Here is a 12,515-nt window from a genome sequence, read left to right as displayed (position 1 = left end):
GGCCGCGGGTCTTGAGGGTCTGGATCACTTCGTCGCCGTCCTTGCGCAGGCGCAGGGCAACCTTGGCCTGGGCCAAGTCGCGCTCGGGGGTGTCGAAGTACTGGTTCATCAACTCACGGCGTTCCCAGCCATTTTTGTTGCGTTTTTTCAGGAGCGGGTGCTCGCGCAGGGCAGCGAGGGTTTCGCGGCTGACGCGGAGTTTGATTTCGGTTTCTTTCTGCATGGCCGGAAAATCCAGGATCGGGAGCGCAGCCGGGGGAATGTGTGGCTGCCAAGGCCGTGCAGTGTACAGGACTCAAACTTCCTACGCCCTGCGGCGGTTTATTCCGAGCGCCGGATGGCTCTATGATGGACTTCAAATCGGGAGTTGGAGTCAGCGATGCCTTTGCCATCCATGCAAGACCAGTTCGCGGCACTGATCGCCGCACCGTCGGTCAGTTGCACCCAACCGAGCCTGGATCAATCCAACCGGGCAGTGATCGATTTGCTTGCCGGTTGGCTGGGTGATCTGGGCTTCAACTGCGATATCCAGCAGGTCAGCCCCGGCAAATTCAACCTGCTCGCCAGTTTCGGCAGCGGCCCCGGCGGCCTGGTCCTGGCCGGGCACAGCGATACCGTGCCGTACGACGATGCACTGTGGCAGACCGATCCGCTGAAGCTCACCGAAGTCGATGGCCGCTGGGTCGGGCTGGGCAGTTGCGACATGAAGGGTTTTTTCGCCCTGATCATCGAAGCCGTGCAGCCGCTGCTCGACCAGCCGTTCAAGCAACCGCTGCTGATCCTCGCCACCTGTGATGAAGAAAGTTCGATGTCCGGTGCCCGCGCGCTGGCCGAGGCCGGGCGTCCGATCGGCCGAGCGGCAGTGATCGGCGAGCCGACCGGGCTCAAGCCGATCCGCATGCACAAGGGCATCATGATGGAGCGCATCGATATCCTCGGGCAGAGCGGCCATTCGTCGGATCCGCGCCTGGGCCACAGCGCCCTCGAAGCCATGCACGATGCCATCGGCGAGCTTCGCGGCCTGCGCCTGTTGTGGCAACGCGAATTCAACAACCCGCAGTTCAGCGTGCCGCAACCGACCCTGAACTTCGGCTGCATTCATGGCGGCGACAACCCCAACCGCATCTGCGGCCAGTGTTCGCTGGAGTTCGACCTGCGCCCGTTGCCGGGCATGGACCCGAAAGTCCTGCGTGCGGAAATCCTGCGCAAGCTCAATCCGGTGGCCGAACGGCATCAGGTGAAGATCGATTACAAGCCGTTGTTCCCGGAAGTGCCACCGTTCGAGCAGGCCGAAGACGCCGAATTGGTGCGCATCGCCGAAAAGCTCACCGGACATAGTGCCGAAGCAGTAGCGTTCGGCACCGAAGCGCCTTATCTTCAGCGCCTTGGCTGCGAAACCATCGTGCTCGGCCCCGGCGACATTGCCTGTGCGCATCAGCCCGGCGAATACCTTGAAATGTCACGTTTGCAGCCTACCGTGCATCTATTGCGGCAGTTGATTGAACATTACTGCCTGAAGAATTGAACGCATCCCTTGTAGGAGCTGCCGAAGGCTGCGATCTTTTGATTTTTTTTAAAGATCAAAAGATCGCAGCCTTCGGCAGCTCCTACAGGGGGAAGCCGTTAAATTAGTGGAAGTCCAACCCGTATTCATGAGGAGAGCGCGCGTGTCGCCAAGCCTGTTCCGACGATAACCATCAGCCCGCTGTGCGTTTTCCGTTTCGCCCTTTTTTCCGGCTGCTATTTATTACAGGCCCAGGTTCATGCCCGAATACGTCAATTGGCTTCGTCACGCGTCCCCTTACATCAATGCCCACCGCGACTGCACCTTCGTCGTCATGCTGCCCGGCGACGGCGTGGAGCATCCGAACTTCGGCAACATCGTCCACGACCTGGTGCTGCTGCACAGCCTCGGCGTGCGGCTGGTGCTGGTCCACGGTTCGCGCCCGCAGATTGAAACCCGCCTCGCCGCTCGCGGCCTGACCCCGCACTATCACCACGGCATGCGCATCACCGATGCGGCAACCCTGGAATGTGTGATCGACGCGGTCGGTCAGCTGCGCATCGCCATCGAAGCGCGGCTATCGATGGACATGGCCTCATCGCCGATGCAGGGTTCGCGACTGCGCGTAGCCAGCGGCAATCTGGTCACGGCGCGGCCGATCGGCGTGCTCGAAGGCGTCGACTATCACCACACCGGCGAAGTGCGCCGGGTCGATCGCAAAGGCATCAATCGTCTGCTCGACGAGCGTTCGATCGTGCTGCTCTCGCCGCTGGGCTACTCGCCGACCGGGGAAATCTTCAACCTCGCCTGCGAGGACGTCGCCACCCGGGCCGCCATCGACCTGGGCGCAGACAAACTGCTGCTGTTCGGCGCCGACCTCGGTCTGATCGACGAGAACGGCAAACTGGTGCGCGAACTGCGTCCGCAACAGGTTCCGGCGCATCTGCAGCGACTGGGCAGCAGCAACTATCAGGCGGAATTGCTCGACGCCGCTGCCGAGGCCTGCCGTGGCGGTGTCGCGCGCAGCCATATCGTCAGCTACGCCGAAGACGGCGCGCTGCTGACCGAACTGTTCACCCGCGATGGCGGCGGTACGCTGGTGGCCCAAGAGCAATTCGAACTGGTGCGCGAGGCGGCGATTGAAGACGTCGGCGGTTTGCTCGACCTGATCAGTCCGCTGGAAGAGCAGGGGATCCTGGTGCGTCGCTCGCGTGAGGTGCTTGAGCGCGAGATCGAGCAGTTCAGTGTGGTAGAGCGCGAAGGCATGATCATCGCCTGTGCCGCGCTGTATCAGATTGCCGATTCGGATGCCGGTGAGCTGGCGTGCCTGGCGGTGAACCCCGAGTACCGCCACGGCGGTCGCGGTGATGAGCTGCTGGAGCGCATTGAGACCCGGGCCCGGGCACAAGGCCTGAAAACCCTGTTCGTTCTCACCACCCGTACCGCGCACTGGTTCCGCGAGCGCGGTTTCGAGCCAAGCAGCGTCGAGCGCCTGCCGGCGGCGCGGGCCTCGCTGTACAACTATCAGCGCAATTCGAAAATCTTCGAAAAGACCCTGTAATCGGGGTCCCCTGTAGGAGCTGCCGAAGGCTGCGATCTTTTGACTTTGGTTTTCTGAAAACAAGATCAAAAGATCGCAGCCTTCGGCAGCTCCTACAGGGTTTTGTGTTTACTCAGTGATGAACTTCGCACTCACGTAAGGCGAGTAGTCCGGCAGCACCGTTTCAACCTTGCCCTGTTCCTTCAAAAACTTCGCCGTCTCACCAATCGCCTTCGCCGTGCCGCCGTCCAGCAGCGCGGTGGTTTGCTGCGCCTTGGCATCGGGAAAGGCCGAGCCGGCCAGCAGTTCCGGTACGTCAGCGGCGTTGGCACCGGTCAATTTGGCGATTTTCTGCACCGGCGCCGAGTCGGCCGTCCAGCTGTCTTTATGGCTGGCGTAATCGGCAAACGCGTCTAGAGTGACCTTGGCAAATTTGGCCACCACGTCAGGGTGCTTTTCGGCGAAATCCTTGCGCGCGACCCAGACTTCAAACGTTGGCGCGCCCCATTGGCCGACTTGCGCGGCATCGGTCAGGGTCTTGCCGGTCTTGCGGATTTCCCCCAGTGCCGGTGACCAGACAAACGCGCCGTCGATGTCGCCGCGCTTCCAGGCAGCTGCGATTTCCGCGGGTTGCAGGTTCACCACTTTGACCTTCGAGGTGTCCAGGCCCCAGTGCTTGAGTGCGCCGAGCAGGCTGTAATGGGAGGTGGAAACGAAGGGCGTGGCGATGGTCTTGCCGATCAGATCCTGAGGGGAGTTGATACCGCTGCCGTTACGCACCACCAAAGCTTCGGCGGCGTTGATCTGCGCCGAAACAATGAACGCGACGATCGGCAGGTTACGCGAAGCCGCCGCTGCCAAAGGGCTTGAGCCGAGATTGCCGATCTGTACATCGCCCGAGGCAATGGCTGTCACTACTTCCGGGCCACTGTTGAAGCGGCGCCAATCGATCTTCTCACCGATGGTTTTTTCGTAAGTGCCGTCGGCCTGGGGCACTTTGCTGGGGTCGATACCGGTTTGATAACCCACAGTCAGGTTGGCGGCCTGCGCGGAGAAAGAAATTATCGCTGACACACAAACTGTAACAAATTGACTAGATAGTGCCCGTTTGGCCATGATGGTGTCGCCTTTTGGATAGGGTTTGACGTGATTCGAATACGTCAACGCTAATCGATCTAAAAATAGGCGAACAAATACCATTTAGTAATTAGCTTAGTAGCCGATATCCTGTGTTGCGCTGCAGGTGGCCATTACTGGGCCATATAGCCGAATGGTATAAAAAAGAATGAAATAATTCTTTTTGGGGTTATCAGGAAAGTCAGTACTGTGCAGGGACCCAAATACTGCGATTAGACCTTGGTCGTAGACACACAAGGTTACGATTGACTTGTCAGTCACGCTCTGGCGCTAATCGCGAACCTACGGATCCGGGCATTCGACCAGGACCAGGAACACAAGAATTAGAAACGAGAGGAGCTTTACATGAACAAGTCCACCTTGGCCCTGGCTGTGGCCGTAGGGGTTATGGCGCAGCAGGCAGGCGCCGCCGGTTTCATCGAAGACAGCAAGGCCACTCTGGGCCTGCGTAACTTCTACATCAATACTGACAACCGCGATGGCGCTGGCGCGAACAAGAACGAAGAGTGGGGTCAGGGCTTCGATCTGCGTTTCATCTCCGGCTACACCCAAGGCACCGTGCAGTTCGGTGTTGACGCGATCGGCCTGTACGGCGTGCGTCTGGATTCCAGCCCGGCTACCAGCGGCAACTCCGCAGGTACTGCTTCCGGCGGCACCGTGTTCCCAAGCGATGGCAACCGTGCAGTGCATGACTTCGCCAGCCTGGGCGTGACCGGCAAGGTCAAGATCTCCCAGACCGAACTGAAGGTCGGTACCCTGATGCCGAACAACCCGGTCATCAAGTACAACGACGGTCGTCTGCTGCCGCAAACCTTCCAGGGCGAAGCGATCACCTCGAACGAGTTCAAGGATCTGACCCTGACTGCCGGTCAGGTTGAGGCCGTGAAAGGTCGTAACTCGAGCAACAACGAAAACATGTCGATCGCCGGCGCAAACGCCAGCTCGAACTACGACAGAGGCGTGTTCAGCAACAAGTTCTACTACGGTGGTGCTGACTACAAGGTCACCAAAGACCTGACCGCTTCGTACTACTACGGCGAGCTGAAAGATTTCTACTCGCAGAACTTCCTGGGTCTGGTTCACAACTGGGCAATCGGCCCGGGCGTGCTGAAAAGCGACCTGCGTTACTACCGCAGCCGTGACAACGGTGCCAACGGTGATACCGCTGCCTACTACACCAGCGGCTACTACGGCGGCAACACCGTCAAGGGCAAGGTCGACAACGATCTGTACAGCTACCTGGCGCTGTACTCGGTTGAAGGTCACACCTTCGGTGCCGGCTACCAGTACACCAAAGGCGACAGCGACTTCCCTTGGCTGAACCAGGGTGACGGCTCGTCCAACAGCACCATCACCGACATGCAGATCCAGAAGTTCGCCCGTGCTGGCGAGCGTACCTGGCAGGCTCGCTACGGCTACGATTTCGCCAAGATCGGCGTTCCTGGCCTGACCGCCAACCTGATCTACTTGCGTGGCAACAACATCGACACTCCGCTGGGTGAAAAAACCGAGTGGGAACGTGACCTGACCATCGGTTACGTGATTCCGGAAGGCCCGCTGAAAAACCTCGGCGTCGCCTGGAAAAACGCGATGTGGCGTACCGACCTGGCGAACACCCGTTCCCAGGACGAAAACCGCCTGATCGTCAGCTACTCGATCCCGCTGTTGTAATAGCGCGCTCAAGCGACTGATGTAAAAAAGCCCCGTCCGGCACCGTGCCGGACGGGGCTTTTGCATTTCCGGGTCAGACTCACCCCCGTAAGCCTGTCCCGAAATTCCCCTCTTTTGCAGCTACTCAAGGCCTTCTCGAACCTTGAGGGGATGTTCGTCGCGATGCCGGCGAGCGTCCAGTGAACGATGTTTAATATTCCTTTATGCTCTAAATATCTTATTATTTATTCTTTTTCATGATGTCGAATCCCGAGCTACAGTTGAGTTCTCCAACAACTCATCAGGAGCAGCACCATGAGCCTCAGACTCGGCGACATCGCCCCCGACTTCGAACAGGATTCCAGCGCCGGCAAGATTCGTTTCCACGAGTGGCTGGGCGATAGCTGGGGCGTGCTGTTCTCCCACCCGGCCGACTTCACCCCGGTGTGCACCACCGAGCTGGGCTTTACCGCCAAGCTCAAGGATGAGTTCAGCAAGCGGGGCGTCAAAGCCATCGCGCTGTCGGTCGACCCGGTGGACTCGCACCACAAGTGGATCGAGGACATCAACGAAACCCAGAACACCATCGTCAACTTCCCGATCCTGGCCGACGCCGATCGCAAGGTTTCCGACCTCTATGACCTGATCCACCCGAACGCCAACGACACGCTGACCGTGCGTTCGCTGTTCGTCATCGATCCGAACAAGAAGATTCGCCTGACCATCACCTACCCGGCGAGCACCGGGCGCAACTTCCACGAGATCCTGCGGGTGATCGATTCGCTGCAGCTCACTGACAACTACAAGGTGGCCACTCCGGCCAACTGGCAGGACGGTGAAGAGGTGGTGATCGTGCCGTCGCTCAAGGATGAGGAAGAGATCAAGCGGCGCTTCCCCAAAGGCTATCGTGCGGTGAAACCGTATCTGCGCCTGACGCCGCAACCGAATCGTTAAGAGCAAAAGATCGCAGCCTGCGGCAGCTCCTACAGGAGTAAGCCGTTCCATGTAGGAGCTGCCGAAGGCTGCGATCTTTTTGATGCATCCCAATAGCAGGGGATTTCAGGCCGTTTCAACGGCCTTTTTTTTCGCCCGCAGTTTGTTGAAGCGCATATCTCCAAAACGCATAACCAAATGAATAAATATGATTTATGGATATATAAATCAGCTGGTAAGGTCACTCCATTGACGCGAGATCGCAACCCGCGAATCGCCTGTAACGCGAAAGGAATCGTCTGAATGCTGGTCGTCTCACTCGGTGGCAGCCCCAGTCAACGCTCCCGTTCCGGGGTGTTGCTGGAGCGCTCGCAACGCTGGTTGCAGGAGCAGGGGGTGGAAGTGGTGAGTTATCAGGTGCGGGACTTCCCGGCCGAAGACTTGCTGCATGCCCGCTTCGACAGCCCGAAGGTGCTCGACCTGCTGGCGCAGATTGAAAACGCCGACGGTCTGCTGATCGCCACGCCGGTGTACAAGGCGTCGTTTTCCGGCGCGCTGAAGACCGTGCTGGATCTGCTGCCGGAACGCGCCCTGAACCACAAGATTGTGTTGCCGATGGCCACCGGCGGCAGTATCGCCCACATGCTGGTGGTCGATTACGCGCTCAAACCGGTGCTGTCGGCATTGAAAGCCCAGGAAATGCTGCAAGGCATTTTCGCCGAGGACAGCCAGATCGCTTACGGCGAAGGCAGTGCCGCGGCACAGCTGGCGCCGGCGCTGGAGCAGCGTCTGCATGAAGCGCTGGATCAGTTTGTCAGTGCCATGGCCCGCCGGCCGAAACCGCTGGAGCCGGGCCTGTTGAATGAACGTTTGTTGAGTGCTCGCTGGAGCATTTAAGCCTCACCGGAATTTGAAGTACTCACCTTACTCAGCCGTCAACGGCCAAGCAGGTGCAGCCAAAACCCAACAGCAAAAAGGAGAGCGCTATGCGCACTGTATTTTTGCGTCGTGGTCTGGTCGCTCTGTTTGCTGCGGCTGTGTCCTTCGGCGCCATTACTCAAGCTCAGGCCGAGACGCTTCGGATCGGTTATCAGAAGTACGGCACGCTGGTGCTGCTCAAGGCCAAAGGCACGCTGGAAAAGCGTCTGGCCGCCCAAGGCGTCGACGTGCAATGGACTGAATTCCCCGGTGGCCCGCAACTGCTCGAAGGCCTGAACGTCGGCTCGATCGACTTCGGCGTGACCGGTGAAACTCCTCCGGTGTTCGCCCAAGCGGCGGGCGCTGATCTGCTCTACGTCGCTTACGAACCGCCAGCGCCGAACAGCGAAGCGATCCTCGTGCCGAAAGACTCGCCGATCAAATCGGTGGCGGATCTGAAGGGCAAGAAAGTTGCCCTGAACAAAGGCTCCAACGTGCACTACCTGCTGGTGCGCGCACTGGAAGACGCCGGCCTCAAATACGCCGATATCCAGACTGTATTCCTGCCGCCCGCCGATGCCCGCGCCGCGTTCGAACGTGGCAGCGTCGATGCGTGGGTCATCTGGGATCCGTACCAGGCCGCCGCCGAGAAGCAGCTGCAGGCGCACACCCTGCGTGACGGCAAAGGCATCGTCGACAACCATCAGTTCTATCTCGCGACCAAACCTTACGCGCAGAAAAATCCCGAGGTGATCAAGACCCTCGTCGAAGAAGTGCGTGCCGTCGGCGAGTGGTCCAAGGCCAACCCGGAAGACGTGACCCAACAGGTCGCGCCACTGCTCGGCCTGCCGGCGGACATCACCCTGACCTCGGTGGAACGCCAGGGCTACGGCGCGCTGTTCCTGACCCCGGAAGTGGTCGCCGCGCAACAGAAAATCGCCGACACCTTCTACCAGCTCAAGCTGATTCCCAAGCCGTTGAGCATCAAGGACGTGATCTGGACCCCACCGGCCGCGGTGGCCCAAAGCTCGGTTACCCAAGCCCAGTAAATCGAATCCCCAAGGAGACCACTCCATGAGCCTCAACATCTTCTGGTTCCTGCCTACCCACGGCGACGGCCATTACCTTGGCACCGCCGAAGGCGCCCGCGCCGTCGACCACGGTTATCTGCAACAGGTCGCGCAAGCGGCGGATCGTCTGGGTTTCGGTGGTGTGCTGATTCCCACCGGCCGTTCCTGCGAAGACTCTTGGCTGGTGGCTGCGTCGCTGATCCCGGTGACCCAGCGTCTGAAGTTCCTTGTCGCCCTGCGCCCCGGGATCATTTCCCCGACGGTCGCGGCGCGGCAGGCAGCGACGCTGGATCGTCTGTCCGGTGGCCGTGCGCTGTTCAACCTGGTGACCGGCGGTGACCCGGAAGAGCTGGCCGGTGATGGTCTGTTCCTCAACCACGAAGAGCGTTATCAAGCCTCGGTGGAATTCACCCGCATCTGGCGTCGGGTGCTGGAAGGCGAAACCGTCGATTACGACGGCGAACACATCAGCGTGAAGGGTGCCAAGCTGCTCTATCCGCCGATCCAGCAACCGCGTCCGCCGCTGTACTTCGGCGGCTCCTCGGAAGCGGCGCAGGATCTGGCCGCCGAACAGGTCGAGATGGTGCTGACCTGGGGCGAGCCGCCCGCAGCCGTTGCCGAGAAGATCGAACAGGTTCGTGCCAAAGCGGCCAGGCTCGGCCGTACCGTACGCTTCGGCATTCGCCTGCACGTGATTGTGCGCGAAACCAACGCCGAGGCCTGGCAAGCGGCAGACCGGCTGATCTCGCATCTGGACGACGACACCATCAAACGTGCGCAGGCCTCGCTGGCGCGCTTCGATTCGGTCGGCCAGCAGCGCATGGCCGCACTGCACGGCGGCAGCCGCGACAACCTCGAAGTCAGCCCGAACCTGTGGGCCGGCGTCGGTCTGGTGCGCGGTGGTGCGGGTACGGCGCTGGTCGGCGATGGCCCGACCGTGGCCGCCCGCGTGAAGGAATACGCGGATCTGGGTATCGACACCTTCATCTTCTCCGGTTATCCACACCTCGAAGAGTCGTACCGCGTCGCTGAACTGCTGTTCCCGCACCTCGACATCGAAAGACCGGAACTGCCGAAAAGCGCCGGTTATGTCAGCCCGTTTGGCGAGATGGTGGCCAACGACATTCTTCCCAAAGCCGCGTCGCAGAGCTGAGGCGCGCCATGAACAAATTTATCCACAGCCTCGCGCCCTGGGCGTTGCCGGTGTTGCTGCTGGCGGTGTGGCAGTTGTCGGTGTCGGCCGGTTGGTTGTCGACACGGATCCTGCCGGCACCGGTGGCGGTGATCGAGGCCGGTGTCAGCCTGGTGCGCAGCGGCGAAATCTGGACGCACCTGGCAATCAGCGGCTGGCGCGCGGCGCTGGGCTTTACCATCGGCGGCAGCATCGGCCTGGTGCTTGGCTTCATCACCGGCCTGTCGAAGTGGGGCGAACGCCTGCTCGACAGCTCGGTGCAGATGATCCGAAACGTGCCGCACCTGGCACTGATTCCGCTGGTGATCCTGTGGTTCGGCATCGACGAGTCGGCGAAAATTTTTCTGGTGGCGCTGGGCACGCTGTTCCCGATTTATCTCAACACCTATCACGGTATCCGCAACGTCGATCCGGCGCTGGTGGAGATGGCGCGCAGTTATGGCTTGAGCGGTTTCAGCCTGTTCTGGCAGGTGATTCTGCCGGGAGCGCTGCCGTCGATTCTGGTCGGCGTGCGCTTTGCGCTGGGCTTCATGTGGCTGACGCTGATCGTTGCCGAAACCATCTCCGCCAGCTCCGGCATCGGCTATCTGGCGATGAATGCCCGGGAGTTTTTGCAGACCGATGTGGTGGTGCTGGCGATCCTGCTTTACGCGGTGCTCGGCAAACTCGCCGACCTCGCCGCCCGTGGACTTGAACGTGTGTGGTTGCGCTGGCATCCGGCCTATCAGGTGGCCAAGGGAGGTGCGGCATGACCGCTCAACAACCTCCACGCCTGCTGCGCGGGATTCCGCTGGTGGTGCGCAACGTGCAGAAAACCTTCGGTGCGCGGCAAGTGCTGCGCGAAATCGACCTGCACATTCCGGCGGGGCAATTCGTCGCTGTGGTCGGGCGCAGCGGGTGCGGCAAGAGCACCTTGCTGCGCTTGCTCGCCGGCCTCGATCAACCGACTGGCGGCGACCTGCTGGCCGGTGCCGCACCGCTGAGCGATGCGCGCGAAGACACCCGGCTGATGTTCCAGGAAGCCCGGCTGCTGCCGTGGAAAAAGATCATCGACAACGTTGGCCTCGGCCTTAAAGGCAACTGGCGCCCGCAAGCTCTGGAGGCGCTGGAAGCGGTGGGTCTGGCGGATCGCGCCAACGAGTGGCCGGCCGCCTTGTCCGGTGGGCAGAAGCAGCGCGTGGCGCTGGCCCGGGCGCTGATTCATCAACCGCGCCTGTTGTTGCTTGACGAGCCGCTGGGCGCGCTGGATGCGCTGACCCGGATCGAGATGCAGCAACTGATCGAACGCCTCTGGCAAAAACATGGGTTCACCGTGCTGCTGGTGACTCACGACGTCAGCGAAGCGGTGGCGATTGCCGACCGGGTGATCCTGATCGAGGACGGCGAAGTCGGTCTCGACCTGCAAGTGGAACTGCCACGTCCGCGAGTACGTGGCTCGCATCGACTGGCAGCGCTGGAAACCGAAGTGCTCAACCGTGTTCTGTCCCTGCCCGGCGAGCCGCCGGAGCCGGAACCTGTTTCACCCCTGCCTACGCAATTGCGCTGGGCCCAATAACTCAAGCTTATCAACGACAGGAATCAAAGCCATGACTATCAAAGCCATCAACGTGCGCAACCAGTTCAAAGGCTCGATCAAGGAGATCGTTCTCGGCGACGTGCTGTCGGAAATCGACGTGCAAACCGCTTCCGGCATCGTCACTTCAGTGATCACCACCCGCTCGGTCAAGGAGCTGGAACTGGCGGTGGGCAGCGAAGTGATCGCCTTCGTGAAATCCACCGAGGTGTCGATCGCCAAGTTGTAAGCCTGTGGATAAAAACAAACCCCGAAAGGCGTGAGCCCTTCGGGGTTTTTCTTTTTGAAGATCAAAAGATCGCAGCCTTCGGCAGCTCCTACAGGGGAATGCGCGCTCCTGTAGGAGCTGCCGAAGGCTGCGATCTTTTATCGTTTAGGCAGATAAGGCGGCAGATACAGGCCGAGATAGGCATCAAACACGCGCATCCCTTCCTCGGCCATGCGCGGCGTGATCTGCCCGTGCTGCTGCACCGAGCGCGCATATACGCGGTCGCCCAGTTCCATCGCCAGCGCAAACACATCGACATCGCTCGGCAGGCGCGGCAATTCGAAGTGATGGTCGAACAGCTTGTGCATCAGGTCGCCCAGTTCGATGTCGTGCTGCCGGTCGGCCTGGGTCACTTCGGTCAGGCCATGCTGGGCGAGGATCAACTGGCGGGCAGCGGCGTCTTCGTCGTAGATCTCCAGCATGCGTTGCTCGATCAGCCGCGAGAGATCGCGCCAGTCTTGCAGCGCTTCGTGGTCGATCGGCGCCTGCAGGCAGGCGCGAAACGCCGCGTGCACATCCGCCGTCAGCGCTTCGAGCAGCGCCGGGACGCTGGCGAAGAAGTGATACACGGAGGAAGGCGGAATCTGCGCGCGTTCAGCGACGCTGTAGATCGACAGACTGGCCACCCCCTCGGCGGCCAGCAGCGTGCGCGCGGCGTCGAGTATCGAATCGATTCGCGCCTGACTGCGGGCACGGGGTTTGCGAACGGGGGCGGGACGCGTCATGAAAG

At 60.7% G+C, this 12,515-nt stretch carries 13 protein-coding genes; 10 read left to right on the top strand and 3 right to left on the bottom strand.

Annotation, left to right across the window (positions count from 1 at the left end):
• Positions 1-223 (bottom strand): CYTH domain-containing protein (locus tag DBR18_RS28375; protein ID WP_177482360.1); only part of this gene is annotated, 223 nt, incomplete at its 3' end.
• A 156-nt stretch (positions 224-379) separates the two neighbouring features.
• Between DBR18_RS28375 and argE the strand changes: the two genes are divergently transcribed.
• Together argE and argA are read left to right on the top strand one after the other, a co-directional pair.
• Complete coding sequence (gene argE / locus DBR18_RS09225; protein WP_108590096.1) at positions 380-1,525, top strand: acetylornithine deacetylase; 1,146 nt, start codon at positions 380-382, stop codon at positions 1,523-1,525.
• A 238-nt stretch (positions 1,526-1,763) separates the two neighbouring features.
• The gene (argA, locus tag DBR18_RS09220; RefSeq protein WP_064589721.1) at positions 1,764-3,065 is read left to right on the top strand and encodes an amino-acid N-acetyltransferase; all 1,302 of its coding nucleotides are present in this window, start codon (positions 1,764-1,766) and stop codon (positions 3,063-3,065) included.
• 108 nt (positions 3,066-3,173) lie between these two features.
• Here the strand turns inward: argA and tauA are convergent, their stop codons facing one another.
• Positions 3,174-4,160 carry a taurine ABC transporter substrate-binding protein gene (gene tauA / locus DBR18_RS09215; protein ID WP_177482359.1) on the bottom strand — a complete coding sequence of 329 codons (987 nt, stop codon included), beginning with the start codon at positions 4,158-4,160 and terminating at the stop codon, positions 3,174-3,176.
• Between the two features lie 366 nt (positions 4,161-4,526).
• Here tauA and DBR18_RS09210 point away from each other — a divergent pair, with 366 nt between their 5' ends.
• The 8 genes from DBR18_RS09210 (at position 4,527) to DBR18_RS09175 (ending at position 11,746) form a co-directional block, all read left to right on the top strand.
• Positions 4,527-5,852, top strand: a complete 1,326-nt coding sequence (locus DBR18_RS09210) for an OprD family porin (protein WP_108590095.1) — start codon at positions 4,527-4,529, stop codon at positions 5,850-5,852.
• Positions 5,853-6,146: 294 nt separating this feature from the next.
• Positions 6,147-6,785 carry a peroxiredoxin gene (locus DBR18_RS09205; RefSeq protein WP_108184138.1) on the top strand — a complete coding sequence of 213 codons (639 nt, stop codon included), beginning with the start codon at positions 6,147-6,149 and terminating at the stop codon, positions 6,783-6,785.
• A gap of 282 nt (positions 6,786-7,067) precedes the next feature.
• Positions 7,068-7,661 (top strand): NADPH-dependent FMN reductase, encoded by a 594-nt coding sequence (gene ssuE, locus DBR18_RS09200; protein WP_108590094.1) that lies wholly within the window; start codon positions 7,068-7,070, stop codon positions 7,659-7,661.
• 89 nt (positions 7,662-7,750) lie between these two features.
• Positions 7,751-8,731 (top strand): sulfonate ABC transporter substrate-binding protein, encoded by a 981-nt coding sequence (locus DBR18_RS09195; RefSeq protein WP_108590093.1) that lies wholly within the window; start codon positions 7,751-7,753, stop codon positions 8,729-8,731.
• A 25-nt stretch (positions 8,732-8,756) separates the two neighbouring features.
• On the top strand, positions 8,757-9,905 hold the full coding sequence (gene ssuD, locus DBR18_RS09190) for an FMNH2-dependent alkanesulfonate monooxygenase (RefSeq protein WP_047596660.1): 1,149 nt from the start codon (positions 8,757-8,759) through the stop codon (positions 9,903-9,905).
• An 8-nt stretch (positions 9,906-9,913) separates the two neighbouring features.
• Entirely contained in the window at positions 9,914-10,696 is a 783-nt protein-coding gene (gene ssuC, locus DBR18_RS09185) for an aliphatic sulfonate ABC transporter permease SsuC (RefSeq protein ID WP_027610511.1), read from the top strand.
• Positions 10,693-11,499 (top strand): aliphatic sulfonates ABC transporter ATP-binding protein, encoded by an 807-nt coding sequence (gene ssuB / locus DBR18_RS09180; protein ID WP_108590092.1) that lies wholly within the window; start codon positions 10,693-10,695, stop codon positions 11,497-11,499. Before ssuC ends, ssuB begins: the two co-directional genes overlap by 4 nt.
• 31 nt (positions 11,500-11,530) lie before the next feature.
• Entirely contained in the window at positions 11,531-11,746 is a 216-nt protein-coding gene (locus tag DBR18_RS09175) for a molybdopterin-binding protein (protein WP_007967989.1), read from the top strand.
• 137 nt (positions 11,747-11,883) lie between these two features.
• On the opposite strand, the gene DBR18_RS09170 is transcribed toward DBR18_RS09175, so the two are convergent.
• The gene (locus DBR18_RS09170; protein WP_108590091.1) at positions 11,884-12,510 is read right to left on the bottom strand and encodes a TetR/AcrR family transcriptional regulator; all 627 of its coding nucleotides are present in this window, start codon (positions 12,508-12,510) and stop codon (positions 11,884-11,886) included.
• Positions 12,511-12,515 lie beyond the last annotated feature (5 nt).

The sequence above is a fragment of the Pseudomonas sp. HMWF021 genome (assembly GCF_003061005.1).
Taxonomy (GTDB): Bacteria; Pseudomonadota; Gammaproteobacteria; order Pseudomonadales; family Pseudomonadaceae; genus Aquipseudomonas.
The sequence above is the reverse complement of the archived record's forward strand: the minus strand, read 5'-3'. Positions and strand labels throughout refer to the sequence as shown.

What these genes read in the sequence shown, in the direction of transcription:
- argE (WP_108590096.1), top strand. Translation starts at nt 380, where the DNA reads ATGCCTTTGCCATCCATGCAAGACCAGTTCGCGGCACTGATCGCCGCA.
- argA (WP_064589721.1), top strand. Translation starts at nt 1,764, where the DNA reads ATGCCCGAATACGTCAATTGGCTTCGTCACGCGTCCCCTTACATCAAT.
- tauA (WP_177482359.1), bottom strand. Translation starts at nt 4,160, where the DNA reads ATGGCCAAACGGGCACTATCTAGTCAATTTGTTACAGTTTGTGTGTCA.
- DBR18_RS09210 (WP_108590095.1), top strand. Translation starts at nt 4,527, where the DNA reads ATGAACAAGTCCACCTTGGCCCTGGCTGTGGCCGTAGGGGTTATGGCG.
- DBR18_RS09205 (WP_108184138.1), top strand. Translation starts at nt 6,147, where the DNA reads ATGAGCCTCAGACTCGGCGACATCGCCCCCGACTTCGAACAGGATTCC.
- ssuE (WP_108590094.1), top strand. Translation starts at nt 7,068, where the DNA reads ATGCTGGTCGTCTCACTCGGTGGCAGCCCCAGTCAACGCTCCCGTTCC.
- DBR18_RS09195 (WP_108590093.1), top strand. Translation starts at nt 7,751, where the DNA reads ATGCGCACTGTATTTTTGCGTCGTGGTCTGGTCGCTCTGTTTGCTGCG.
- ssuD (WP_047596660.1), top strand. Translation starts at nt 8,757, where the DNA reads ATGAGCCTCAACATCTTCTGGTTCCTGCCTACCCACGGCGACGGCCAT.
- ssuC (WP_027610511.1), top strand. Translation starts at nt 9,914, where the DNA reads ATGAACAAATTTATCCACAGCCTCGCGCCCTGGGCGTTGCCGGTGTTG.
- ssuB (WP_108590092.1), top strand. Translation starts at nt 10,693, where the DNA reads ATGACCGCTCAACAACCTCCACGCCTGCTGCGCGGGATTCCGCTGGTG.
- DBR18_RS09175 (WP_007967989.1), top strand. Translation starts at nt 11,531, where the DNA reads ATGACTATCAAAGCCATCAACGTGCGCAACCAGTTCAAAGGCTCGATC.
- DBR18_RS09170 (WP_108590091.1), bottom strand. Translation starts at nt 12,510, where the DNA reads ATGACGCGTCCCGCCCCCGTTCGCAAACCCCGTGCCCGCAGTCAGGCG.